The 24,899-nt window shown below is 69.9% G+C and carries 21 protein-coding genes and 1 pseudogene; 11 read left to right on the forward strand and 11 right to left on the reverse strand.

Features of this window, described 5'->3' with window-relative positions; all coding sequences use genetic code 11:
- Positions 1–290: 290 nt before the first annotated feature.
- On the reverse strand, positions 291–836 hold the full coding sequence (locus ABZ945_RS16405; RefSeq protein WP_361269347.1) for a GNAT family N-acetyltransferase: 546 nt from the start codon (positions 834–836) through the stop codon (positions 291–293).
- A gap of 109 nt (positions 837–945) precedes the next feature.
- Entirely contained in the window at positions 946–1,359 is a 414-nt protein-coding gene (locus ABZ945_RS16410) for a hypothetical protein (protein WP_361269350.1), read from the reverse strand.
- A gap of 155 nt (positions 1,360–1,514) precedes the next feature.
- On the opposite strand from ABZ945_RS16410, the gene ABZ945_RS16415 reads away from it, so the two are divergent.
- A complete protein-coding gene (locus ABZ945_RS16415; RefSeq protein ID WP_361269353.1) occupies positions 1,515–2,339 on the forward strand; it encodes a DUF1206 domain-containing protein in 825 nt (274 codons plus the stop codon).
- A gap of 37 nt (positions 2,340–2,376) precedes the next feature.
- Here the strand turns inward: ABZ945_RS16415 and ABZ945_RS16420 are convergent, their stop codons facing one another.
- On the reverse strand, positions 2,377–2,730 hold the full coding sequence (locus tag ABZ945_RS16420) for an STAS domain-containing protein (RefSeq protein WP_361269356.1): 354 nt from the start codon (positions 2,728–2,730) through the stop codon (positions 2,377–2,379).
- A 138-nt stretch (positions 2,731–2,868) separates the two neighbouring features.
- On the reverse strand, positions 2,869–3,381 hold the full coding sequence (locus ABZ945_RS16425; protein ID WP_361269359.1) for a MarR family transcriptional regulator: 513 nt from the start codon (positions 3,379–3,381) through the stop codon (positions 2,869–2,871).
- Between the two features lie 165 nt (positions 3,382–3,546).
- Between ABZ945_RS16425 and ABZ945_RS16430 the strand changes: the two genes are divergently transcribed.
- Positions 3,547–4,719, forward strand: a complete 1,173-nt coding sequence (locus tag ABZ945_RS16430; protein ID WP_361269362.1) for a PP2C family protein-serine/threonine phosphatase — start codon at positions 3,547–3,549, stop codon at positions 4,717–4,719.
- Positions 4,720–4,959: 240 nt separating this feature from the next.
- Here ABZ945_RS16430 and ABZ945_RS16435 read toward each other — a convergent pair.
- The 3 genes and pseudogenes from ABZ945_RS16435 to ABZ945_RS16445 all read right to left on the reverse strand — a co-directional run.
- Positions 4,960–5,394: pseudogene (locus ABZ945_RS16435) on the reverse strand (ATP-binding protein); the annotation flags it as partial.
- A gap of 215 nt (positions 5,395–5,609) precedes the next feature.
- Positions 5,610–7,241, reverse strand: a complete 1,632-nt coding sequence (gene pruA / locus ABZ945_RS16440; protein WP_361269364.1) for an L-glutamate gamma-semialdehyde dehydrogenase — start codon at positions 7,239–7,241, stop codon at positions 5,610–5,612.
- A gap of 37 nt (positions 7,242–7,278) precedes the next feature.
- A complete protein-coding gene (locus ABZ945_RS16445) occupies positions 7,279–8,205 on the reverse strand; it encodes a proline dehydrogenase family protein (RefSeq protein ID WP_361269367.1) in 927 nt (308 codons plus the stop codon).
- 230 nt (positions 8,206–8,435) lie between these two features.
- On the opposite strand from ABZ945_RS16445, the gene ABZ945_RS16450 reads away from it, so the two are divergent.
- The 4 genes from ABZ945_RS16450 to ABZ945_RS16465 all read left to right on the forward strand — a co-directional run bounded on the left by ABZ945_RS16450 (position 8,436) and on the right by ABZ945_RS16465 (position 14,554).
- The gene (locus ABZ945_RS16450; protein ID WP_361269369.1) at positions 8,436–9,674 is read left to right on the forward strand and encodes a helix-turn-helix domain-containing protein; all 1,239 of its coding nucleotides are present in this window, start codon (positions 8,436–8,438) and stop codon (positions 9,672–9,674) included.
- A gap of 1,015 nt (positions 9,675–10,689) precedes the next feature.
- Entirely contained in the window at positions 10,690–12,048 is a 1,359-nt protein-coding gene (locus ABZ945_RS16455; protein ID WP_361269372.1) for a dsDNA nuclease domain-containing protein, read from the forward strand.
- Complete coding sequence (locus ABZ945_RS16460) at positions 12,045–12,617, forward strand: hypothetical protein (protein ID WP_361269374.1); 573 nt, start codon at positions 12,045–12,047, stop codon at positions 12,615–12,617. Before ABZ945_RS16455 ends, ABZ945_RS16460 begins: the two co-directional genes overlap by 4 nt.
- Entirely contained in the window at positions 12,617–14,554 is a 1,938-nt protein-coding gene (locus ABZ945_RS16465; RefSeq protein WP_361269376.1) for an AAA family ATPase, read from the forward strand. Before ABZ945_RS16460 ends, ABZ945_RS16465 begins: the two co-directional genes overlap by 1 nt.
- A 108-nt stretch (positions 14,555–14,662) precedes the next feature.
- On the opposite strand, the gene ABZ945_RS16470 is transcribed toward ABZ945_RS16465, so the two are convergent.
- Complete coding sequence (locus ABZ945_RS16470; RefSeq protein WP_361269379.1) at positions 14,663–15,460, reverse strand: DUF5677 domain-containing protein; 798 nt, start codon at positions 15,458–15,460, stop codon at positions 14,663–14,665.
- Between the two features lie 626 nt (positions 15,461–16,086).
- On the opposite strand from ABZ945_RS16470, the gene ABZ945_RS16475 reads away from it, so the two are divergent.
- Positions 16,087–17,139 carry a pentapeptide repeat-containing protein gene (locus ABZ945_RS16475; protein WP_361269381.1) on the forward strand — a complete coding sequence of 351 codons (1,053 nt, stop codon included), beginning with the start codon at positions 16,087–16,089 and terminating at the stop codon, positions 17,137–17,139.
- Between the two features lie 6 nt (positions 17,140–17,145).
- On the opposite strand, the gene ABZ945_RS16480 is transcribed toward ABZ945_RS16475, so the two are convergent.
- On the reverse strand, positions 17,146–17,457 hold the full coding sequence (locus tag ABZ945_RS16480; protein WP_361269383.1) for a hypothetical protein: 312 nt from the start codon (positions 17,455–17,457) through the stop codon (positions 17,146–17,148).
- 595 nt (positions 17,458–18,052) lie between these two features.
- Here ABZ945_RS16480 and ABZ945_RS16485 point away from each other — a divergent pair.
- Together ABZ945_RS16485 and ABZ945_RS16490 are read left to right on the forward strand one after the other, a co-directional pair.
- The gene (locus tag ABZ945_RS16485; protein WP_361269625.1) at positions 18,053–19,381 is read left to right on the forward strand and encodes a cytochrome P450; all 1,329 of its coding nucleotides are present in this window, start codon (positions 18,053–18,055) and stop codon (positions 19,379–19,381) included.
- The gene (locus ABZ945_RS16490; RefSeq protein WP_361269385.1) at positions 19,378–20,496 is read left to right on the forward strand and encodes a hypothetical protein; all 1,119 of its coding nucleotides are present in this window, start codon (positions 19,378–19,380) and stop codon (positions 20,494–20,496) included. Before ABZ945_RS16485 ends, ABZ945_RS16490 begins: the two co-directional genes overlap by 4 nt.
- Positions 20,497–20,579: 83 nt before the next feature.
- Here ABZ945_RS16490 and ABZ945_RS16495 read toward each other — a convergent pair whose 3' ends face one another.
- On the reverse strand, positions 20,580–21,485 hold the full coding sequence (locus ABZ945_RS16495; protein WP_361269388.1) for a LysR substrate-binding domain-containing protein: 906 nt from the start codon (positions 21,483–21,485) through the stop codon (positions 20,580–20,582).
- 96 nt (positions 21,486–21,581) lie between these two features.
- On the opposite strand from ABZ945_RS16495, the gene ABZ945_RS16500 reads away from it, so the two are divergent.
- A complete protein-coding gene (locus ABZ945_RS16500; RefSeq protein WP_361269390.1) occupies positions 21,582–22,502 on the forward strand; it encodes an EamA family transporter in 921 nt (306 codons plus the stop codon).
- Between the two features lie 13 nt (positions 22,503–22,515).
- On the opposite strand, the gene ABZ945_RS16505 is transcribed toward ABZ945_RS16500, so the two are convergent.
- Complete coding sequence (locus ABZ945_RS16505) at positions 22,516–23,121, reverse strand: TetR/AcrR family transcriptional regulator (RefSeq protein WP_361269393.1); 606 nt, start codon at positions 23,119–23,121, stop codon at positions 22,516–22,518.
- A 124-nt stretch (positions 23,122–23,245) separates the two neighbouring features.
- Here ABZ945_RS16505 and ABZ945_RS16510 point away from each other — a divergent pair, with 124 nt between their 5' ends.
- Positions 23,246–24,859 carry an MFS transporter gene (locus tag ABZ945_RS16510; protein ID WP_361269395.1) on the forward strand — a complete coding sequence of 538 codons (1,614 nt, stop codon included), beginning with the start codon at positions 23,246–23,248 and terminating at the stop codon, positions 24,857–24,859.
- The last annotated feature ends 40 nt before the right edge of the window (positions 24,860–24,899 follow it).

A 24,899-nucleotide genomic window follows, 5' to 3' on the forward strand; every position in this document is an offset into this window, starting at 1 on the left:
CCGGGCAGACCGTGCGGGAGGCGGACCGGGCGCGAGGGAGCGCGCGGTCACTGACTCGTGAGGTGCCGTAAGGGGCGGGGAGCGGGCCGCAGGGGTCACCTGCCGGGGCACAGCGCTCATCACCGCCGCCCGCTCGATGAAGCGGGGCGAAAGGATTCGGCTCACTCCACGCTAAGGGGAAGCGGAGCGCCTGTCTCCATGGTTACTCGGACTTCCTACTATCTGAGACGGAGCCTGGGCCAGAGCGTCACGCCGGGTACGGAAAGTAGTCGCGAGGGACCCGTAGGGGCTTAGAGCACGTCGCCGTCGCGCCAGTCGAAGACCAGGGCGCCGGACTCGGCCGCGGGCAGCGGGCGGCCCAGCGCGGGGCGCAGATAGGTGGAGTCCTCCTCGTCGGGGAGGTGGACGGTGCCCTCCGGCCCGTACGCCTCGATGCGGCCGTTCCACAGCTGCCAGCCGCGCTCCCGGTAGAGCTCGGCACCCTCGTCGGAGGCGGAGAGCGCGCCGAAGGCGTATGCCCCGTCGATGACCTCCTCCAGGGCGGCCATCACCCGGCCACCCAGGCCCTGGCGCCTGCGGTCCGGGCGCACGGCGACCGCCTCGACATAGCCGATGCGGTGGGAGCGGCCCGCGTAGGCGACCCGCCGCATGATCACGCTGCCGTGGGCGGCCACGCCCCGCTCGTCGCGGATCCAGGCGTGCACGCCGCCGAGCCCGTGGTCCCAGTCCTCGTCACCGAAGTCGCCGTCGAAGGCGGTGTCCAGCATGGCGCGTATCGCGTCCAGGGTGCGGGGCGGGAGTTCACTGGTGTGGGCGGTGCGCAGGGAGTCGCTCATGGTGCCCACTCTGGCAGGCGCGGCCCCGGCGGCGCACCGGATATAGGGGTGCGCCGCCGGTAACCGGCCATCCTCGCCGGGACGACCCGCGGTTACGGGGTTGCGGGGCTCAGAGCCGCCCGCCGGTGAGGCGGGAGATCGGGCCGCGCTGGTTCAGGCCCGCGCGGCGGCCCAGCGCGTAGGAGGAGGCCACCACGGCGGCCGCTCCGGCACCGGCGCCGGCGGCGATCACCTTGCGCGCCTTGACCACCGTCCAGACCAGGCCGGCCTTGCCGACCGTCTTCTTGGCGGCGGTGCCGACCGCCGACTGCACACTGGTGGCGGCCGTCTTGGCCTTCTCCGCGGTGGCGCCGCCGATACCGGCCAGCTTCTCCTTGCCGCTGCCGACAGCGGAGCGGGCCGAGTCGGTCGCGTTCTCCGAGGCGTTCTTGGCGGTCCGGGTGGCGCCCTTGGCGGCGCTCGTGGCGCGGCCCTTGGTCGCCGTACGGCTCTGGGTCGTCTTGTTCGTCGTCGTCTCAGCCATGTCCTGCGGATAACCGCCCAGCCGTTCGGCAAACTGACCGCCCGTGCACGGCCACTGCGCGTTTCCCTCCTCGCCCCCACATCTTCCCTCCCGCTGGTTCACACCGAGTCCACGGCGTGTTCGGGGGCAGACGGCGTACGGGAGGTGCCGACGAGATGAGCACATGGAGCACGGCGCAGAGCAAGGCCCGGGGCGCCGCACGCGGCCGCAACGGGCGCAAGGCCCTGGAGTGGGCGGGCCGTTGGGGCTTCGCCGCCAAGGGCGTGATCTACCTGCTGGTGGGTCTGCTGGCGCTGCGGGTGGCCTTCGGCGAGAACGAGGGCAAGCAGGCCGACCGCGGCGGGGCGCTCGCCGAGGTCGCCGAACAGCCGCTGGGCTCGGTGCTGTTGTGGGCGCTGGGGATCGGGCTGGCGGGCATGGCGGTATGGCAGCTGTCCGAGGCGGTGTGGGGGACCAAGACGGGCCACCGGCTGCTGTCGGCCGGGCGGTGCGTGTTCTACGCCTTCGTCGCCTGGTCCGTGCTGGCCTTCGCGGCCGGCAGCGGGAGCGGCGGCGGTTCCAGCGACCAGCAGTCGCAGGACGTCACCGCGCGGGCGATGGAGCTGCCGGCCGGCCGGTGGCTGGTGGGGGCGGTCGGTCTGGGGATCGCGATCGCCGGTCTGGTGAACGCGATACGCGCCGGGATGCGGAAGTACCACAAGCATCTGAAGCTCGGTGAGATGTCCCGGCGGACCCGTCAGGTGGTGGATGTCACCGGCGTGGCGGGCGGGATCGCGCGCGGCCTGGTCTTCCTGGCGGCGGGCGGCTTCGCGGTCCGCGCGGCCTGGGTCTACGACCCGGACCAGGCCAAGGGCGTGGACGACACCCTGCGCTCGTTCGCCTCCACCCCGGTGGGACCGTGGCTGCTGGTCGCGGTGGCGGCGGGGCTGGCGCTGTACGGGGTGTTCTGCTTCGCGATGGCCCGCTGGCGCCGGGTCTGACGTCCTGGGAGACGCACGCCCCTGGGGAGGGCGTGCGTCAGGAGACCTCCGCCAGGGCCTCGTCCACTCCCTCGTACAGGGGCAGGACGGTGTCCACGCCGGTCAGGACGAAGAGTCGGCGCACGAACGGCGAGGGCGCGGCGATCCGCAGCCGGGGCCCGAATTCGGAGAAGGCCCGCAGCAGCAGATTGAGCATGGTGGAGTCGGCGAAGCCCACCGCGGAGAGGTCCAGGACCAGCGGGGAGTCGCTGTCGGCCGCCTGCTGCAGGACGGCTTGCAGAGGTTCGACGCTCTGCAGGTCAGCCTCTCCGTCGACCGCGACGATCAGAGCACCGCTCTCGTTCCGCTCGCTGATCCGGAGGGCTCGTTCGGAAGGCTGGGAAGGACGCACGGGCCCACCTTAGATTCGACTGTTGCCGTTTGACAACATTCTCCCCATGGCAACAGTCTTGCCCTCGTCGTGTCATCGCGCCTGCGCCTCGGAGGCGGAGACACCGGGGGGGAAAGGGGAAGCGGGCCCGAGATGAAGCTAGGCGCTGTCGGCCACCGTGTGGCCGTCCCCCGTATCGGACCCGCCGGCGGCGTCCCCCATCGCCCGCGCGGTTCTCTGGAACGCGAGCAGTCCTCTGACCAGTGCGCCGACCTCGGCCGGCTCCATGCCGGCGAGCACCGCCGCGACCTCCCGGGCCCGGGCGGCGCGCAGCTCGGCGAGGACCGCGCGGCCGCGGGCGCTCAGCCGCAGCTCGACCTCGCGGCGGCTGGTGGCGCTCGGTTCCCGGGTCACCAGCCCCATGGCGCCCAGCCGGTCGCAGAGGCGGCTGACGGAGGAGCTGCGGGAGTGCAGGGCATCGCTCAGGGCGCGCAGGTTCGTTCCGTCATGCTGTTCCAGGACGAGCAGGGCCCTTAGCTGCGAAGGCGAGACCGGCCCGGAAGGCGCCGACTCCTGGCCACGTCCCAAGACCACCTCCAGGAGTTCGGCAGCCGCGCACACGTCTTCCGCCGACCGGTCGTGGGGGCGTGGCGTACTGGGGAAGCGGGGCACCGATCCACTGTGTCACCCACCGGCGCGTTTTGTCAGCCCGGGAGGATCGGGAGGACCCGCCCCACGTCCCGGCCTCGCACTCCGGTCCGGCAGCACGGCTCGTACCCCGGATACCCCGAACCACACGACGCACCTAGAGGAAGGCACTACCCGACTGTGACCACCATGGCGGATTTTGAGAGATCCCTGCGCGAGGCGGCCCCGCACGCGCTGGTGGACGTCGTACGCGACCAGCTGGCGGCCTGGTACGGCGCCACGGACGTGGCCCTGCTGCTGGCCGACTACGGGCTGGCCGTGCTCCAGCCGGTGGGCACCGCCGACGCCCGGGCGGGCGCCCTCCCGCTGCACGCCAGCGCCGCGGGGCGGGTCTTCGGCAGCCAGGAACCGCGGGCGGAGCAGGCCCGGGACGGTGTGGTGCCCCATCTGCTGCCGGTGACCGTGCGCGGTGAGCGGCTCGGCGTACTGGCCGTGCAGCTTCCGGCGGAGCGCTCCACCGGCGCGGTGGCCCGGGAGCTGGCCCATGTGGCGGAGGTGCTGGGGCACGAGGTGCTGGTGGCGGAGCGGGACACCGACCTGTACCAGCTCGCCCGGCGGGCCAGCCGGCTGACGCTCGCGGCCGAGATGCAGTGGCAGGTCCTCTCCGGGCGGGCCTTCACCCAGCCGGAGTACGAGATCGGCGCCCAGCTGGAGCCCGCGTACGCGGTGCACGGGGACAACTTCGACTGGTCGTCGGACTTCGCCGGGCTCACCGTCGCGGTCACCGACGGGATGAGCGAGGGGGTGCAGGCCTCGCTGCTGACCACCCTCACGGTCAACGCCCTGCGCAACGCCCGGCGGGCGGGCGTGGACATCGCCGACCAGGCCGCGCTGGCCGACCAGGCGGTCTGGGCGCAGTACCGGGGCTCGATGCATGTGTCCACGCTGCTGATGTCCTTCGATCTGGAGAGCGGCCGGGCGTACGCGGTGGACGCCGGCTCCCCGCAGCTGTGGCGGCGGCGCGGGCGCTCGGTCGAACGGGTCCTGCTGGACGCGCAGTTCCCGCTGGGGATGTTCGAGGAGTCCGACTACCGGGTGCAGGAGATCGACCTGCTGCCCGGCGACCGGCTGCTGGTGGTGAGCGACGGGGTCTACCAGGCGGTGTCGCCGCAGAGCGAGCCGTACGCGCCCAAGGCCCTGGTGCGCGGCATCCAGGCGACCAGTCTGCTCCCGGCGGCCTCGGTACCGGGCGCGCTGCTGCGTGAGCTGGCCTCCCACCGGCTCACCGAGACGCTGGACGACGCCCTGGTGATGTGCCTGGACTGGCACGGCCGCCCCGGGCCGGAGGCGGTCGCGGAGTAGCGCTCACTCCGTACCGCGCGGCCCGGAGGGGCCGAAGGGTTCCGCCGGCCCCGGGGGACGGCGCGGCGGGCTCGACCGGTCGTAGCTACTGAACGGGTCGTACGGGCGCGGGGGCCCCGTCCGCGGCTCGGGTACGGTCCGGTCGGCGGCGGCAGAGGCACCGGATGCGGACGCCCCAGGCCTGGACGTCCCAGGCGCGGGCGCCTCGGACGCGGAGGTCTCCGGCGTCTCAGCGGCGGGCGCCAGCGCGAACTCGGCGCGGACCCGCTTGCCGGCCGGGATGGTCTTGACGCTCAGCCGGGTGCACAGGGCGCGCACGATCTCCATGCCGTGGCCGCCCACCCGCCCCGGGTCGCTGCGGTGGAACACCGGGCGGGCGCAGTCGGCGTCGTACACGGTGACGGTCAGCCAGCGCGCGCACCCCTCCAGCTCCAGCACGTACGGGCCGCCGGTGTGACGGTCGGCGTTGGTCACCAGTTCGCTGACGACCAGGCGCACATCGGCCGCGGTGCGTTCGGGTACCGCGGCGAGCCACTCGGCCGCCAGCTCCGTCAGGAAGCGGTCGGAGAGGGCACGGGCCTCGGCGATGCAGCCGGGCTCCCCGGTGTACTCGGCACGTCGGCTGAGGGTCCCCGGGGGCGTCAGCGAAGGTGTCAGGCGGTCTTCTGCGGTCATGTCCTCCCACCCTCGGACGGCAGTCGCCCCGGTCCGCACCCTGCTACCCCGCGTCCGCCGGGTCATTCCGCCCCTCGCTCCCCGACCGCCCCGGCGGCCCCCCGTACGGGCCCGGGAGACCGGCAGGCATGGAAACCGCCCCCGTCCGGCTGGGGGGCCGAACGGGGGCGGTGCTCGGGGGTGGGGCGGCCGCGCGGGACCGCCCCGAGGGGGCGTCAGCCCATGTGGGGGTAGGTGTAGTCGGTCGGGGAGACCAGCGACTCCTTGATGGCGCGGGTGAGCGTCCAGCGCATCAGGTTCTGCGGGGCGCCGGCCTTGTCGTTGGTGCCGGAGGCGCGGCCGCCGCCGAAGGGCTGCTGGCCGACCACGGCGCCGGTCGACTTGTCGTTGATGTAGAAGTTGCCGGCCGCGTAGCGCAGCTTCTCCATGGTGTACGCGGCGGCGGCGCGGTCCTGGGAGATGACGGCGCCGGTGAGGGCGTACGCGGAGACGGCCTCCATCTGCGCCAGCATCTCGTCGTACTTCTCGTCCTCGTACACGTGGACTGCGAGGATCGGGCCGAAGTACTCGGTGGTGAACACCTCGTTCTCCGGGTCGGTGCACTCGATGACGGTCGGGCGGACGAAGTAGCCGACCGAGTCGTCGTAGGAGCCGCCGGCCACGATGGTGCAGGAGGCGTCCTCCTTGGCGCGGTCGATGGCGGCCTTGTTCTTGGCGAAGGCACGCTCGTCGATGACGGCGCCGATGAAGTTGGACAGGTCGGTGACGTCACCCATGGTGATGCCGTCGACCTCGGCGGCGAACTGCTCCTTGAAGCCGTTGTTCCAGATCGAGGCCGGGACGTAGGCGCGGGAGCTGGCGGAGCACTTCTGGCCCTGGTACTCGAAGGAGCCGCGGGTCAGCGCGGTCTTCAGCACGGCCGGGTCGGCGCTCGGGTGGGCGACGACGAAGTCCTTGCCGCCGGTCTCGCCGACGATCCGCGGGTAGCCGCGGTACTTCTCGATGTTGTTGCCGACCGTCTTCCACAGGTGCTGGAAGGTCTTGGTCGAGCCGGTGAAGTGGATGCCGGCCAGCTCGGGGTGGTTCAGCGCGATCTCGGAGACGTCCAGGCCGTCGCCGGTGACCAGGTTGATGACGCCCTTGGGCAGCCCGGCCTCCTCAAGGAGCTCCATCAGCAGCACGGCGGCGTAGGTCTGGGTCGGGGACGGCTTCCAGACGACCACGTTGCCCATCAGGGCGGGGGCGGTGGGCAGGTTGCCGGCGATCGCGGTGAAGTTGAAGGGCGTGATCGCGTAGACGAAGCCCTCAAGCGGGCGGTGGTCGAGGCGGTTCCACACACCCGGGGAGTTGGCCGGCGGCTGCTCGGCGAGCAGGTCGCGGGCGTACTTGACGTTGAACCGCCAGAAGTCAACCAGCTCGCAGGGGGTGTCGATCTCGGCCTGCTGGGCGGTCTTGGACTGGCCCAGCATGGTGGCGGCGGCCAGCGTCTCGCGCCAGGGGCCGGCCAGCAGCTCGGCGGCGCGCAGGATGATCGCCGCGCGGTCGTCGAAGGAGAGCGCGCGCCAGGCCGGGGCGGCGGCCAGGGCGGCGTCCACCGCGTCCTGGGCGTCGGCCTGGGTGGCGGTGGCGAAGGTGCCGAGGACGGCCTTGTGGTTGTGCGGCTGCACGACGTCGACACGCGCGCCGCCGCCCATCCGCTTCTCGCCGCCGATGGTCATCGGGAGCTCGATCGACTTCCCGGCCAGCTCGCGGAGCTTCGCCTCCAGACGGGCGCGCTCGGGGGAGCCGGGGGCGTAGCCGTGGACCGGCTCGTTGACCGGAGTGGGGACCTGGGTCACAGCGTCCATGAGTTCCGATACTCCTTAGTTCTTGGTGATCAGCGAGTCAGTTCTTGGTGATCATGGAGCGGACGAAGAAGAGGAGGTTGGCCGGCTTCTCCGCGAGGCGGCGCATGAAGTACCCGTACCAGTCGGTGCCGTACGCGGTGTAGACCCGCATCCGGTGGCCCTCGGCCGCGAGCCGCAGGTGCTCCTCGCTGCGGATGCCGTACAGCATCTGGAACTCGTACTCGTCCAGTTTGCGCCCGGCGCGGCGGGCGAGCTCCTGGGTGACGGCGATGAGCCGCGGGTCGTGGGACCCGATCATCGGGTAGCCCTCGCCCTCCAGCAGGATCCTCAGGATGCGGACGTACGCCTTGTCGATCTCCGCCTTGTCCTGGTACGCGACCGAGGCGGGCTCCTTGTAGGCGCCCTTGACGATCCGGACCCGGCTGCCGTTCGCGGCGAGCCGGCGGGCGTCCTCCTCGGTGCGGAACAGGTACGCCTGGATGACGCAGCCGGTCTGCGGGAAGTCCTTCCGCAGCTCCTCGTGGATGGCGAACATCGAGTCCAGGGTGGTGTGGTCCTCGGCGTCCAGGGTGACCGTGGTGCCGATCTCGGCGGCGGCCTCGACCACCGGGCGGACGTTGGCGAGCGCGAGCTCGTGGCCGCCTTCCAGGGACTGGCCGAACATGGAGAGCTTGACGGACATCTCCGCCTGGGTGCCGAGCTCCAGGCCCTTGAGGCGGTCGATCAGCTCCAGGTAGGCGTCCCGGGCGGCGAAGGCCTGCTCGCGGGTGGTGATGTCCTCGCCCACCACGTCGAGGGTGACCTCCAGGCCCTTGGCCGCGGCGTCCTCGATCACGGGGACGACCTGGTCCACCGTCTCGCCGGCGATGAAGCGGGCGACGACCTGCTTGGTGCCGGGGGCGGCGGAGACGAAACGGCGCATCCGGTCGCTGCGCGACGCGGCGAGGATCACGGGACCCAGCACGGGCCACCTCCACGGAACACGAGTAGACGTACAGGGGCGGGTGGACCGGACCGCGGAGGTTGCTTGGCCGGAAGAAGCGAACGAATCGTTTCGCCGGACGAACATCCCGCAACGGCACGGAGAACCACTGTGAAAAGTAGGTTTCCCCCGAACGCGGGACCATCGACAGACGTCACGCATCCGGACCCGGTGTCTCATACAGATGTCTGAAGAGGTGGGACACTGGGGTGGTGAAGGGCGACTACCAGGACCTGGTCGACGAGATCTCGGCGCTGCTCGGCGCGCCCGCGACGCTGGAGGACCGGGACTTCCGGCTGATCGCCTTCGGCGCGCACGACAGCGAGGACGACACCGCGATGGACCCGGTGCGCACCCGCTCCATCCTGACCAGGAAGTCCACCCCCGCGGTGCGCGCCTGGTTCGAGCAGTACGGCATCGCCCGGGCGACCGGCCCGGTCCGCATCCCGGCCGCCCCGGAGGCCGGGGTGTTCCGGGACCGGCTCTGCCTGCCGGTGCGCCATCGCAGCGTAGTGCTCGGCTACGTGTGGCTGCTGGACGCCGACCCGGGGCCGCCCGCCGACCGGCTGGCCTCGGCGATGGAGGTGGCGGCCCGGATCGGCGGGCTGATCGCCGACGAGGAGCGGGCCGGGGCCGACCTCTCGCGGGAGCTGCGGGCGGTGCTGACCGCCGGGAGGGGCTGGCAGTACGACGGGGCGGTGGACGCGCTGCGCGGCGCGCTCGGCCCGGACGCCGAGGGGGCGCACGCCCTGGTGTGCCTGGCCCCCTGGCCCGCCGCCGACGCCCCCTCGGCCCGGCTCGCCCCGGGCACCGCCGCGCTCTGCACCCTGCCCCGGCCCTGGCTGCCGGACGGCGGGGCCACCGTGCTGGCCGCGCTGATCCGGCTCCGTACCGCGGACTCCACCGCCCCCGCCCTGACCGCCGTCGAACGCCTCCGAGCGGCCGCCACCCCCCAGCCCGCCGCCTCCGCCGCTCCCGGGTCGCCCACCTCCGGCCGTACGGTTCCGGCCTCCGGCAGCAGGTCCATCTCCCCCGCCCCCGGGGTGGCCGCCGGGGTCTCGGTGCCGCGCCGGGGGCCGGCCGAGCTGGACGGGGCCTGGCGCGAGGCCGCGGCCGCCGCCCGGGCGGTGCTCGCCGAACCCCGGCTCGGCCCGACCGCCGAGTGGGCCGCCCTCGGCCCGTACCGCCTGCTGACCGCCCTGCCCCCGCACTCCGCCGACGACCCGGCCGTACGCGAACTGCTGGCCCCCTCGCACACCGAACTGGCCCGCACCGCCGAGGTGTTCCTCGACCACGCCGGCCAGGCCGGCCGTACCGCCGCCGCCCTCGGCATCCACCGCCAGACGCTCTATTACCGGCTGTCCCGGGTCGAGCAGCTCACCGGCCTGGACCTGGACGACGGCGAGCACCGGCTGCTGCTGCACATGACCCTGAAGGCCGCCCGGCTCTGAGGCGCTTCTAGGATCCGTAGTTTCGTGAGCACTGTCGGCGGATCATGAGCACTGCCCGAGCAAATTCGGGTGATCATGAGCATCGGTGACGTTCAGTAGTTGTCAGTTGTTGGCTTCTTGCGGTCTTCCGAGCTTGGGCTGCGAGGGTGCTCCGTACCGTCCAGGTGTGGCTATACGGAGCACGAGCAAGGTTCGCAGGGAACGTGGGGTGCCCGCGGCATCGATCCGGCACGAAGACGGGTCGATTCGTGAAGTGCCCTTATCAGAGCTCCGGCTGACTGACTTCGCAGGATCTGTGCCGTGGCGGCAGGTCAGGTCGGTACACGGACAGGCTCACTAATCGGGAAGCTACTCGTCGGCGACAACGGGTGGCCATGTGGTCTATGAGAGCCGCCTGGAGTTGGCCCGTCTGCTGCTGGCGGACTTCGATCCGGCGGTTCGCGGGATCTTTGTGCAGGGCGGCGCTGGACCGCCTGCGAGTCATCGTTCAAATCCCGGGCTACACCAGCTTCGCTGCCGCGGCACGAGACATCTACGACGGCCGTGACAGTGCTCTACGACAGCGGCTCGCCTACATCGAAAGAACGGCAGGCTTCCAGGTCATCGACCGCAGCTCCATGCCTCTCGCCCCCACCCCACGCGGATCCGACTTTCTACGCGAGGCGACAGAAATCCTCAAGTTTGCCGATCAAGCACCGACGCTCGCTACGTAGCCCCGGTGATGGGAAACAAGGCGGCGAGACGAGGGAGGCGAAGAGTCGCCTCCCCCTCCCGCTTCACACCAGCATGATGGGCTACGAGCTGCTGCGGCCACTCTCCGACGGAAGGAACGCGCTCCGACATCACCCGCACGTGTGGCCCGTCCTGAGCCAGTCGTCCTTGGTGCGGACGGAACTGTCTGATCGTTCCAGAATTATGCGATCACTCGGTTACGTTACGCATGCGGACTGTGATACGCCTAGGGATCTTCGGCTCACCGACCCCTCGGGGCTCGCGGTGCGCGTACGGCTTGGGGGTGGCTGTGGTCGACGTGGCAGTGGACGCAGCGGATGACGCTGACGACTTCGTGCATCCGATCTTTCAGCGGGCGCCCGGGGAGGACGCAGGAACCGACACCTCACGACTGTATCGGTACCAAGCCGAAGTGGCGGCTCAGGCGTGCTTGGCCATGCTTACACGGGACGAGATCGAGTACGTCGTCTGCGAGTGGCACGAGGACTTCGCCATCGCCTTCAAGGACGGCGCCGTCGAGCTGGTATCGGTGAAGCACCGCCAGTACCACCGGACCCTGTGGAATGTCGGCGATCTATGCAAGGACGGGGGCCTGGCACACCTGTTCAATAACTGGCGCGCGTGCGGTTGCGCAGACAACGTTCGCTTGCGCCTCACCACGAACGGCGCCTTGAACACCGGCAAGGGCAATGCCGCTGTACTCGCGAGAATGTGCGGTCCAGACCCAGAGGTCACTGCGGACGTCGACGCGATGGCAACGACCATCGCGCGGTACTTCCTGAAGATTCGTTGGAAGCAGCCGTACCCGCACATCCCCGAAGTGCCGGAGACCAAGGCGATGGCTGACATCGCCATACCCGACGGCTTCGTCGCCACCATCAAACGGTTCCTGGCCGTGCTGCACATCGACTACAAGAGCGTGCCTTCGTCCAAGTTCATCACCGACCACAACCTGCAGCAGCTCCTCCGGCCGGCCATCCTGGCTCTGGAGCTGGATCACGTGGACGACGAAGCCACCTATCGCCAGATCGTCGAGCGCATCGAGCAGGCCAACCGCGGCGAGGGTGAGCGTGGCCAGTTGGCCGAGTACATCGTGACGCCGAGCAGGGTCCTCCAGAACGTGCAGATGCAGCAGCGCATCGCTCGCCGGACGCTGTACGCCCGCACCGTGCGCGAGCAGTTCGTCTACCGCGAACTCACAGTTCCGACCTTCGCTCCTGGTCGACTCCCCATGGTCGCTCCCGGAGGAGTGAATCTCCGCAAGAAGCTGGTGCAGGGGCAGGTTCCCGATGATGAAATCGTGCACGCGGAGAGTTTGCGCTCGGCCTGGTACGTCGCCTGGAAACAGCACCAGTCGGGATTGCCAGGAGACAGTTCCGACCTCGCCAATATGCGCTTGGAAGTCTTGGACACCGCCTTCGACTGCCGTGCGGACGCCCAGAGCGAGACGGCGGAGGGCAAGCCGTATGGGGCGCGCATGAACCGGCTCTTGAGGCAGCGACTGACGCCTGAAGCGATGTCGGTGACCCTGCCGTTCAAGATCAACGGCAAGCACCTTCGTGGCCTGGCGTATCAGCTGTGCGACGACTGCGACTACTACTTCTCCGAAGTCTTCACGATCTCCGGCGAGGAGGCATCGTGAGCAACGCCTCTGAGCGTTTGGCTTCCGAGACGCGCATCAAGGTGCAGGCTCGTAGCGAGGAGCGCCGTGAGGCTCATTACCACGAGGCGAGAGTCCTGCTGCTGATCGGACGCTTCACCACAGCACGCACGGGCCTTGCGGGACTCACCAAACTGGCCAAACTCGACTTCCTACTTCGCTATCCGGCGATGCTGGAGCGACTTCTTGACGAGAACGGCTCCGGCTGGCCCCGCGGCACCGAGCCCACAGCCGCCGAGCGACGGGCCGTCGAGAGTCGCATGACCCGCTACAAGTACGGGCCTTGGGACCAGCGCTACTACAGCATCCTCGGCTCCCTGGCGGCCCGTGACCTCATCACGTACACGGGTGGCGACCAGACTGAGTTCCGCGTCACGGCCAGAGGTGCTGAGGCTTCGGCGGCTCTGTCCGAGACACCTGACTGGGTGCTCGTTTCGCAACGCACGGCGCTCTTGAAGAAGCACTTCGACAAGTCGGGGTCAGCCCTGAAGAACCTCATCTATGAGCGCCTGCCCGACGCGGTGGACAGGCCCTGGCGGACGGAAATCTGATGGCGGTCAACCTGAAGTTCCTCGCCCTAACTCTCACCACCGCAGACGCGGAGCAGACGTACCGGTTCGACCAGCCGGCCACCGTGATCAGCGGACCGAGCGGCAGCGGCAAGTCCAGCCTTCTCATGCTGCTCAAGCATGCTGTCGGCGGTGACGCCATCCTCACGCCGGCCGTGCGCGATCATGTCCACTCGGTGTGTGCGGAGGTCATCGTCGGCGACGAACACCTGGCGCTCCGGAGGCTGATCGGCGAAGCTGGCAGCAACCAGGTGGACGTGCTCGACCCCGTCACACTGGAACTCCGCGAAAGCCTCATCATCCGCGCCGAGACCGGTCAGACAACCCTGTCCGACCGGCTGCTGAGCGCCTTGAGGTTCCCTCGTGCGTCAATTCCCGTGCGTCGGGAAGGCAAAGCAGCCAAGGCCAACGTGACCTTCCAGGCCCTGTTCGCCTACGTCTACCTCGAAGCGATCTACATCGACACCCAGATCGTTCGCCACCAGCAGACCTACTTCGACGGGATGCGCCGAGCCCTGTTCGAGATCATCTTCGGACTGACGGACAGCGTGCTCTTGGATCTGAAGCAGCGCTCGGCACAGCTCCTGACGGACATGAAGACGAAGACCTCTGAGCACGACAACGTCAGCAACTTCCTCCGAGAGTCGGACTCACGAAGTGATGACGCGCTCCGTGCGGAACTCGTTCAGCTACGCGAGATGCTGTCCCTCGCCGAACGTACCCTCAGTGATCTGCGCTCAGAGCTGGAGGAGAGCAGCGCGGCAGATGCCGTTCTCCGGCAGGAGCTCCGTCGGGCCGTCGCTGGCGCGAGGGACGCCAACCAAGAGGTCGAAGCTGCACGCGAGTTGCTCGAAGCCCGTGAATCAGTCGTCGCTCAGGTCGAACTCGATCTCCTGCGCTTGGAGCGCTCCGCGTCCGCGATCGAAAAGCTGTCTCCATTCGACTTCATCGTCTGCCCTCGCTGCATGCAGCGGCTGGAAGGACGGCCGGTCCAAGAGGACCACTGCATTGTCTGTCTGCAACACGATCCCCCGGACGAGTCCGTCGACCCTGCAGCCATCCAGCAGACCCGGGAGGCCCTTGAGAGGCAGCTCCAGGACGCACAGGCTGTTCGCGAAGCTGATGCACAGGTTCTTGCAGCTGCGCGCGACCGCGTCCAGCAAGCCGACTTCCTCACCACCACCCTGCGACGGGAGCTGGACTTGCAGACCCGGGACATCGTCGCCCCCCGATTCGACGCAATCGCCAGTTCTAGCGCCCGCGTAGCCTCGCTCGGAGCGAGCATTGACGCCGTCACCCAGCTGCGTGTTGCCTGGGCTCGCGCGCGGTCCATCAACCAAGAGGTCAAGGACCTCAAGGCGACCCGCACGCGCGTCCAGGCCGACGTCAAGAGTCGCACCCTGGCCCTCGCAGCCCGCGGCCAACTCGTAGACGACCTGAGCCAAGAGTTCTTCACCCTGCTCGCCGAGCTGCACCTGCCTTGGGTACAGACGGCGGTCATCGACCCGAAGACCTATCTGCCGGTGATCGACGGCAATCCTTTCGAGAGCCTGCAGGCTTCCGGCGGCGGCATCACGACATGCGTGAGCATCGCCTACAGCCTCGCCCTACTGGCATTCGGGCTCACCCACCCTGATGTCCTCGTCCCCTCTCTGCTGATCATCGACTCCCCGCGCAAGGCACTGGGCAACAACCCAGACGACCAGGAACGCGGAAACCGCATCTACGACCGCTTCAAGACACTCGCAGACGCCTACGGCGACCGGGTACAGCTGATCATCGCTGACAACGACACCGCCCCCATCCCTAGCGACACCTTTAGCACCATCCCCCTCGACTACAACCGCCCCATGGTCCCTGGCGTAGCACACCCTGGGCCTGAGCATGTCCACCGTGCCGAAGACGGCTATGGGGCATAGTCGGCCGTTCCTAGTGGTCGGGCTGGTAGCAGTAATCCTGGTCACGACCCACTTGGATGTGTCGGCGTCGTTTGTTAAACGCTAATGCGGACAGGTTCTCGCTGCATGTCACTGAGGCGCCGCAGCAACCGGGATAGCGCCCCGCTTCAGGTTGAGGATCTCAGCGGGAAGGCCCAGGTCGTTCACAATCTTCTCAATGGTCTTCTTCATCGGGTGGCCCTCGATATAAGGGCTGATCGCGTTCGCAGCCTGCAGAAGTGCGACCGGGACCCACAATCGCTCGACTATCACCTCCACGCCCTGCGGCTCCGTCGCGAAGTACAACATGTCGTCCTTCTCGACTACGAACGGGTTCGCCGTGTACGCAGTCGTGTGGGACAAGGCAGAGTGATGCCGGTACACCGGATATATCTCCGGAGTCCCGTACGCCTTGGCGAGGTTGTCGAAGTTCGACAGCTCGCCGAGTAGCCGCTTGTGCAGCTTCTCGTCGGCCTCATCCGCGAACTCGAGTGGCGCTGTCTCAACCGTTACGGGGTCGGGCAAGTTCCATGTCGCATTGACGTTGTTGGCTAGCTTGGTGCGGTGCTCGTCGGAGTACGCGCGGATAGCCCTCAGCGCCGGCCACCCGTTGTCGACGAGCCAGTTCATCGCGTACGCATGACCGATCAGGTTCCTCATCAGGGGCGCGGCTTCCACGCTGAAGCCGTCGTCGTAGAGCCGGACGACCGCCTTCGCTGTGCGGTTGGTGAATTGCCACCAGCCCATCAGCATCGGCATCATCGACATGTCACGGACAGCGACGGTCACCCCGGTACCGACAACCTTGTCCGCTTCGGCGAGCAACAGCGGGAGGACTGCACGGCAGCGCCTAAGGCACTGCTCATTCGGTCCGAACTTGTAGGTCATGATCCTGAATGTAGCTTGCGAGCCAGTCCCGTGGCCTGCACACTTGCGACTTCTGATGCTCTGCCAGCTGCCCACCGCTCGGCGGCCGCGAGGTCCGGCGCACTTCCCTGTGGAACACGGGCGAAGCCGTCCCACGACTCGAGGTTTCTCGGCCCCTCGGCCGCAGGTGGCTGAGCCCTGCCGCACATGGGGCCATGGCACCGGTAGACGTCCATGGGCGCGCGCCGCTTATAGAGAGCGAGCCGATCGTCGGGGTCGATGCATGTAGGACCGCCTGGGACGGCTGGTCCGGCGGTCCGGGACGGCTGGTCCGGCGGTCCGGGACGGCTGTGCCTGTCCACGATCTCCCCGGGGCGGGTCGGTCTTCCCGTACTCACTGTCACGACACCGCGGTCATGTTGGTGCTCGAGTGCTCATGATCAGCGATGTCCGCCTCTGCTCATGAAGATCCGTAGAAAGCACAACACGAGGACGCTACCGCAGTCAGTTGCGCCAGGAGCCCGTGCTTCGGTGGAAAGATCAGGAAGCCCGCCCCTCAATACGTTGCCTCTGCGGGGACTCGTGCGGTGAGATGAGTCGTGCGCAAACAACGGGGACTTGTGATTCTGGGAGGCGTAGCGATTGCTATGGCTGCCATCTGTGCGGTGCTGCTTGTATGGCGCGGGCCCTGGTGGGCTGACGGCGAGTACCTCAGTGACAAGGAACTGCGCACCGGTTCGGCCGCGCTGGTCACTGGCTTTCGGACCTCGGTCGTGCAGCTGTTCGCCCTCTTCGGGGCGGGCATCGCCCTTCTGTTCACCGCATTCAACTACCGACTCACCCAGCGAGGCCAGGTCACTGAGCGCTTCACTAAGGCATTGGAACGCCTCGGCTCGGCAGAGATGTACGTACGAATCGGAGGTCTCCTGGCCCTAGAGCAGATCGTCCAAGATGCCCCTGGCCAGGCAGAGCACGCGACGCAGGTACTGAAAGCCTTCGTACGGGACCGGGCCGCTCGCGGTGCCGCCCCAGCACCTCCAGTTGCCCGATCCATGCGCATTGCCGAGGCACGTCGGGCCGCTCGCGGCAGGGGTGGGGTAGCCAGCATCCCGGCCGCCTCCGTACGCACAAGGCCCGATGCAGACGTACAGCAGGCGTTGACCGCACTCATCGGACCACCGACCCAGCCGGGCGGGCACCCAGACGACAGCATCTGGGAGTGGAACGGGGGCTCTGAGCACGTGGATTCGGGCAGGAAGATCGATCTTGGTGACTTGAACCTCGCCGGAGCCAACTTTCACCGCGCGGACCTGTGTGGAGTCCGGTTGGACGGTGCCGATTTGAGCGGGGCCCGAATGACTCGGGCATACCTGCAAGGTGCCAGCCTGGAGGGGGCGAACCTGACAGGGGTTGAGATGTATCGGGCGAACTGCAACGGGACCCGGATGGACGACGCGGATCTCACCAATGCCTTCATCGACGGTGCAGACATGGCGAACGCCTACGGGCTGGCAGTGGAACAAGTGCTGGTGGCGGAGGTGACTAGCCGGACGTCACTTCCGAGTTATATCGCGCAGGACCCCCGTGTGCTCGCGCGTATGGCGGAAGTGGAGAAGATCCTCGAAGACGAGTGGGCAGGTGCTCACCGCGCAAATGCCGAAAGGACTGCTTCGCTCCCGGTAGGCGAGCGAACGTGCTGAAACCCTTCAGTTGAGCAGGCCCCGCCGTCGGGGCTTGTTCAAGGGATCGGGCTCGTACAAGGCCAAGAGCACAGCTTCCGCGCGGTCCGGCGACTTCATGCCGCGGGCCTTCATCGCCTTCTTGCTCTCGATCTGGGTGTAGCCGCTCGTCGTGGAGAGCTGCGCAGCCGCCTTCTTATCGACGTGCAGGCGCAGCCGCCCCGGCCGGACGACGACAGTGAGACCGGCCGTGGACGGGCCCTGACGACGCGTGGTGCGTGCACCCGCGCGGGTGCGGAGAGGCCGGCCCGGTTCTTCCGGCCTACCGTTCACCGACACGGTCCCTTGGGATGTTCTGGACCCAGGCCGTCGGGGTCGTCACCTCAGGAACCTGCGAACCGCCGGATTCGCGTGGTCGACACACCAGGGCTGCCCGCTGAGCCTCCCCGGCTGGGCGGAACATAGCCGCCGAACGCCGGTTACCCAAACCGGCGATTCTGCGGACCATTGTTCCTCCCACCACCAGTCGCCGAACACCCGGGATACGGAAGGCAAGGGCTAACCGCCGCTACACACAGCGACCATCAAAGACACCCGTGCGGTTCCTTCTGCTCATGATCGGCACCCGCACGCAGTGCTCATCTCGCGCGGAATCCGCCGTTTCTGCAGGAAGCCGTGCTCACCAAACTGCGGTCCCTACAGCGCTCCACCGCGCCCCTTCACACCGGGTGGATGCCTCCGTGCGCCCCCTGGGTGGGGCATCAGCGAGGGCCGCAGGGGACATGAGGTTCAGGGCTTCGCTGGAACCTTTCTTCGCTGGAACCTTTCGGAGAAAGGATTCTCCCAGTGATGCCGGGTCGGGCGTGGCGCACTGGTCGAGGGGGCGGACGTGGGGGCTTCGAAGGTCCGGCCGGTGGCGGGGGGCGTGCCGTTGGTGGGGCATGCCCACCGGCTGGCGAGGGATCCACTGGGTTTTCTGGTGGAGGCCCGAAGCGGTGACGCGGTGGCGGGCGTCAGGATCGGCAAGCGATCAGTGCTGCTGGTCAATGACGCGGAGGCCGCTCACCAGGTGCTGGTGTCCTCGGTGTTCGACAAGGGCGGTCCGTTCATGGAAACCGCTCGGGTCCTGGTCGGCAACGGGATCATCACATGCTCCAACGCCGATCACCGGCGCCAGCAGCCCATGATGCGTCCCGCGTTCCGCCGGGAGCAGGTCGCCCGGTTCGCGCCGGTCATGTCCGCGTGCGTGGAGGAGGCGTTGGCGCTGTGGCGGCCCGGCGGGCGGCTCGACGTCGAGGAGCGCATGTACGCGCTGGCGGCACAAGTGGTCGCACGGACGCTCATCGCCGCGCCCGCCGGCCGGCAAGCGGCGGACGCCATGGCCACGGCCCTGCCGGTGCTGCTGGAAGGCATGTTCCGCCGCATGCTGATCCCGGTCCCGCTGCTCCACCGTCTGCCGCTGCCGGCCAACCGGCGCTTCGACCACGCGCGGGCCGAGCTGGAACGGTCGGTCCGCCAGGTGATCACCCAGTACCGCCAGGGGCAGGCGCCCGGGGGCGACCTGCTGTCCCTCGTGATGACCTCGACCGACGAGGCAGGACTGCCCCTGGGCGACACCGAGGTGCGCGACCAGATCATGTCGGTGCTCGCCGCGGGGGTGGAGACGACGGCCTCGCTGCTCGCCTGGACCCTGCACGCACTGGCCGACCACCCAGCGGTGGAAGCGGAGTTGTGGGCCGAACTCGACCGTGAGCTGGGCGGACGCGCCCCTTGCCACACCGACGTTCCACGGCTGTCCTACACCCGCCGCGTCCTGACCGAGGTGCTGCGGCTGTGGCCACCGACCTGGATGCTCAGCCGCGTCGCCTTGGAGCAGACCACGGTGGCGGGTCACACCGTTCCCGCTGGGGCGGACGTGATCGTCTCCCCCTACGCCCTGCACCGCGATCCGGCCGTCTTCCCCGACCCCGGACGCCTGGATCCCGACCGGTGGCTGCCCGGGCAGGTCACCGCCGCCCAGCGGCAGGCGTTCACCGCCTTCGGCGGCGGGCGGCGCACATGCCTGGGCGAGCACTACGGGATGACCGAGGCCGTCCTCGCGCTCGCCGCGATCAGCAGCCGCTGGCAACTGCGCAAACCCCCCGGCGCCCGCCTGCGGCCCCTGCCCCGTTTCCTGCTCACCCCACAGGCCGGCCCCTTGATCACCGTCCGCCGCACCCCGTCCCAGGACGCCCGCCGGCACCGTCCCGAGGAGACCCGGTGACCACCGCGCAGAGCACCGGCCCCGACCGCGATCCCCCCGCGTCCCCATCGCCTTCTCCCACCCTTCCGGACGCGCCCACCCTTCCGGAAGCGCTGCGGGATTTCCCCTCCTTCCGCATGCCGGTCTTCCCCCGTTTCCTGCCCGCACGACGACGACCCGGCCTCCCCGCGCTGGAACAACGGTGTACGGCGCGGCTCGCCGACCTCGTCCACGACGCGTACACCAGCCCGGAAGAGCTGAAGACGTTCCTGGAACACCGCACCAGCCTGTGGAACCTGCTCACCTACGCCAGCGCCCGCCAGGACCGCGTGGAGCTGATCTGCGCCTGGATCGACGTCCTGTTCAGCCTCGACGACGCCTTCGCCGCGGCTCCCCCCGCCCGCATCCGGGAACTGGGCGTCCACGACCTCCCCGCCGTCATCGACGGCAGGAAGCCCGCGACGGACACCGCGTACACCCGCGCCTTCTCCCTGCTGCGCGAACAGACCCTCCCCCTGATGCCGGAGGGGGTGTGGGCGCGCGTCGCGCGCACTCTGCACGGCTTCCTCGACGCCTGCCGTGTCGAACGCGCACTCGCCCAGGACCTCGCCGCACTCGACCTGCCGACCTACGAGGCCTGCCGCAACACCTCAATCGGCGAGTGCTGCTTCCCCCTCCTCGAATTCGGCCTGGGCATCGACCTCAGCGAGACACGTGACCGACTGCGGCTGAACCGCCTCAACGTGCTCGTGGCCCGCCACTGGATCGGTGTCAACGACCTCTTCTCCTATCGCAAGGAGCTCTACAGCGGCGACACCATGAACGAGATCCAGCTCGCCCTCGCCGACAACGGCGGCGACCTCCAGGGCGCCGTCGACCGCGTCGCCGACACCGTCCGCCGCGTCGAGACCGAGTTCGTCCACCTCGCCGCACAGCTGCGCGACGGCGTCAACCGGGCAGACCTCGGGCTGCTCGCCTATCTGGACGCCCTGGAGGAAATGATGGCCGGAAACCTCGCCTGGTCCTACCTGACCCCCCGCTACAACGGCCATGCCCACGTCTGGAACGGCCGCACGGACGCCCTTGTCGTCCTCACCCCGGTACGCACGCTCTACCTCCCGCCTCCGCCTGCCTGACCGGGTCCGTCCCCGGCCCGCTCCTCCGGATCCCGCAGCGCCGGCGCAGGCTGTCCGGCTCCGCCAGGCTTCGGTCCGCCCGATCAGCGCCCCTCCCCCGCCGCCCGGCGCACCAGCAGGTCCGTCACCAGGGCGAGCGGCGGCCAGTCCAGCCGGCCGCGCCGGGCCAGGGCGTAGGCGCGCAGGGTGGCTCCCGGGCCGGTGAGCGGGACCAGCCGCACCCCCGGCGAGAGCGGGGCGCCGGCCGGCAGCAGCCCGACCCCCAGCCCGGCGGTGATCATGCCCTGCACCAGGTCGAGGCTGTCCGCCCGGTGGGTGACCCTCGGGGTGAAGCCCGCCAGCGAGGCGAGGGTGCGCACCACCGTCTCGTCCGCCGTGTTGCGCGAGTTCACGATCCAGTCGTACGTCCGGAAGCGGGCGAACACCTCGGCGGAGGTGGCCGGCCGGCCGGGCTCCTCGGCCGCCGCGGGCACCCCCAGCCCCCAGGGGGCCGTCCACAGCGGGGTGGCGTGCAGGGCGGGGCCGAAGGCGGCCGGGGCGAGGTCGTAGTCGTAGACCAGGGCGAGATCGGTCTCGTCCTCGGCGAGCAGCTGCAGCGCCTCCACCGGTTCGTGCTCGCTGACCAGGATCCGCACCCCGGGGTGGGCATCGGCCAACTCGGTGACCACGGGCAGCAGATGCTCCCGGATGGCGGTGGCGAAGCCGGCCACCCGCAGGGTGCCGCCGGGCTCCGCCCCGGGGGCGAGGTCCAGCCGCGCCGCCTCCACCGCCGCCAGGATGGACTCCGCGTGCTCGGCCAGCCGCCGCCCGGCCGGGGTGAGCCGCACCAGGCGCCCATGCGGCTCGATCAGCGCGGCCCCGGTCTCCCTGGCCAGTACGGCGAGCTGCTGCGAGACGGTCGAGGTGCTGGTGCCCACGGCCTCGGCGACCGCGCGCATCGACCCCAGCCGGGACAGCTCCAGCAGCAGGTGCAACCGTCGTGTCTCCATGGCCGCCATCATTCCATCGTCCGTCCGTATTTCCCGGACGGTACGTTCGTGATCGGCACGTGGACACGGACGGTAGGCGCCGCATTGACTGGGCCCATGAGCACCGGCACCACCGCGAACACCTCCCCCGACCTGTCCCGTAGCGGACCCGCCACCCCGGGCGGGCCTCCGGCGGGTCTGGCGATGGCGGTGGTGGCCATGTCCGCCGTCCAGCTCAGCTCCGCGCTGGCGGTACCGCTCTTCGACCGGCTCGGCGCGCTGGGCACGGCCGGGCTGCGGCTGGCCTGGGCCGGGCTGCTGCTCTTCGTCGCGGTACGCCCCTGGCGGGGCAGGCTCGCCCGGCGGGACCTCGGTTGGTGCGCGGCGCTGGGGCTGGCCACCGCCGGGATGATGGTCTTCTTCATGCTGGCCATCGCCCATCTGCCGCTGGGCACGGCGAGCGCGCTGGAGTTCCTGGGCCCGCTGGCGGTGTCCCTGTTCGGGCCCGGCCGGGGCCGGGGGGTGTGGACGATCCTGGCGGCGGGCGGGGTGCTGCTGCTCACCGAGCCCTGGCACGCGGGTGGGGCGGACCTGGTGGGTGTGGCGTACGCGCTGGCGGCGGCCTGCTGCTGGGCCGCGTACATCCTGCTGACCCAGCGGGTGGGCGACCGGGTCACCGGGCTGGGCGGGCTGGCCGTCTCCATGCCGGTGGCCGGGATCGTGGGCCTGCTGGTGGGCGCCCCGTCGCTGTGGGGCCGGCTGGACGGGACGGCGCTGCTGGTGGTGCTGGGGCTGGCGCTGCTCAGCCCGCTGCTGGCGTTCACCCTGGAGTTCCTGGCGCTGCGCCGGCTGACCGTCTCGGCGTTCGGCACCCTGATGTGCCTGGAGCCGGCGGTGGCGGTGCTGGCCGGGATGGCGGTGCTGGGCCAGGTGCCCGGGCTCGCCCCCGCGGCGGGGGTCGTCCTGGTGGTCGCCGCCGGGGTGGGCGCCACCCGGGCCGGTGCCCGCCCGGGGCCCGAGGTCCCCTCGCCCGCCTGACCCCGTACCGGCCCTACGTGTTCTCCGTGTTCTCCGTGTTCTCCCCGGCCGCGGCGATGACCCGGCGCAGCCCGGCGGTCAGCTCCTCGGCGCGGGTGGCCGTCTCCGGGTCGAGCCGCCACTGGGCGATCAGACCCATCATCAGGGTCAGATAGAACTTGCCGGCGGTACCGGTGAGTTCGCTGTCCAGGGCCGGTTCCTCCCCGCCCAGGAACATCGGGATGATGCCGGACATCGCCTCCCGCTGCGCCGCCGCCAGATGGTCGCGCACCGCGGGGATCCGGTCGCCCATCACGACGACCTCCATGCTGAGCCGCCAGATCGAGTCAGGGTCCTGCATGGTGCGCACCATGTTGGCGTACACCTCCTCGAACCGCTCGATCGACCCGGGCGGGGCGGTGAGCTTCTGACCCGCCCCGCCGTCGAAGTCCTCGGACACCTCGCCCACGAGGGCCACATACGCCTGGGCGAGCAGGGCGTCCTTGGAACCGTAGTGGTAGCCGATCGACGCCAGGTTGGTCCCGGACTCCTTGACGATCTCGCGCGCCGTGGTGCCGACGAACCCCTTCCGCAGCAGGCAGCGCTTGGCGCCTTCCAGCAGGTCCTCACGATGTCCCATGCCGGGCAGCGTACCCGCGGGTCCCTACGGCCGTTCCGGACGCCTGTCCTGCACGAACATCTCCCCTCAGGGATCTATACATCCGTCCTATACAGGCGTTTTAAACATGTGTACATTGCCGGTCATGACACCGACCCCGACCGCCGCGCCACGGGCCGGCCGACGGGAGTGGACCGCCTTCGCCGTCCTGCTCCTGCCGCTCCTCCTGGTCTCGATGGACGTCTCCGTCCTCTACTTCGCGATCCCGGCCATCAGCCGCGAGCTCGCCCCCACCAGCACCGAGCAGCTGTGGATCTTCGACGTCTACGCCTTCGCCCTCGCCGGGCTGCTGATGACCATGGGGGCGCTCGGCGACCGGATCGGGCGCCGGCGGCTGCTGCTGGCGGGGGCGGCCGCGTTCGGGCTCGCCTCGGTCGCCGCCGCCTACGCCGAGAGCGCCGGGATGCTGATCGCCGCCCGCGCCCTGCTCGGTGTCGGCGGCGCCACCCTGATGCCGTCCACCATGGCGCTGGTGCGCACCATGTTCCGGGACGGCGTCCAGCGGACGAAGGCCATCGGCATCTGGTCCGCGGCGATGGCGGGCGGGATCGCGCTGGGCTCGGTGATGGGCGGGGTGCTGCTGGAGCACTTCTGGTGGGGCTCGGTCTTCCTGGTGAACGTGCCCGCGATGCTGCTCCTGCTGCTCCTCGGGCCGTTCCTGCTGCCGGAGTCCAAGGACCCCGCGCCGGGCCGGTTCGATCTGCCGAGCGTGGTGCTCTCCCTGGCGGCGGTACTGCCGGTGGTCTACGGGCTGAAGGAGTTCGCCGCCTCCGGGTTCGCCACCGTTCCGGCCCTCACCGTCATCGGCGGGGCGGCGGTCGGGGTGGTCTTCGTCCGCCGGCAGCGCGGCCGCGGGGACGCGCTGGTCAGCCCGGAGCTGTTCCGCAGTCGCGGCTACCGGGCGGGCGTGGCCCTCAACTGCATCGCCATGTGCGCCATGATGGGCTCCGCCTACTTCACCACCCAGTACCTCCAGTCCGTGCTGGGCATGGGCTCGATGGAGGCCGCGCTGTGGAGCGTGGCGCCTTCGCTGGCCGTCGGGGTGGCCGCGCCCACCGCGACCGCCGCCGCGGGGCGGTTCGGCCGGCGTCCCGTGATCACCACCGGATTCCTGGTCGCCGCGGCCGGGTTCGGGCTGCTGCTGCCGGCCGGCACCGACTCCCTGGTGGTCGTGCTGACGGGGGCCGCGGTGATCGGGATGGGCATCGTCGCGGTCGCGGCCCTGGTGTCCGACCTGGCGCTGTCGGAGGCGCCGGTGCACAAGGCGGGCTCGGCCGCGTCCGTGCTGGAGACCGGTCAGGAGTTCGGCGGGGCGCTGGGGATGGCCCTGCTGGGCTCGCTGGGCACCGCCGTCTACCGGCGGGAGGTGGAGGAGGGGTCCGCCGTACCGCCCGAGGCGCTGGACGCGGCCCGGGAGACGCTCGGCGGGGCGATCGCGGTGGCTCGGGAGCTGCCGGGTACGACGGGCGAGGCCCTGCTGTCGGCGGCCCGGGAGGCGTTTGTGCACGGGATGCAGGCCGCGGCCGTGGGCGGAGCGGCGCTGCTGGTGACGGGCGCGGTGCTGGCGGCCTGGTGGCTGCGGGACGGGCGGTGCGCCCCGGACTGCGGGCGACCCGCACCGGACGGCGGCGGACAGCCCGTCCCCGTACCGGCGGACCGCCCGGCGGACCACCTGATGGACCGCCCGGCCGCCACCTGAGACGGCCGAGGGCCCCGGAGCAACCGGCTCCGGGGCCCTC

This window comes from Streptomyces sp. NPDC046887 (genome assembly GCF_040644755.1).
GTDB lineage: Bacteria > Actinomycetota > Actinomycetes > Streptomycetales > Streptomycetaceae > Streptomyces > Streptomyces lichenis.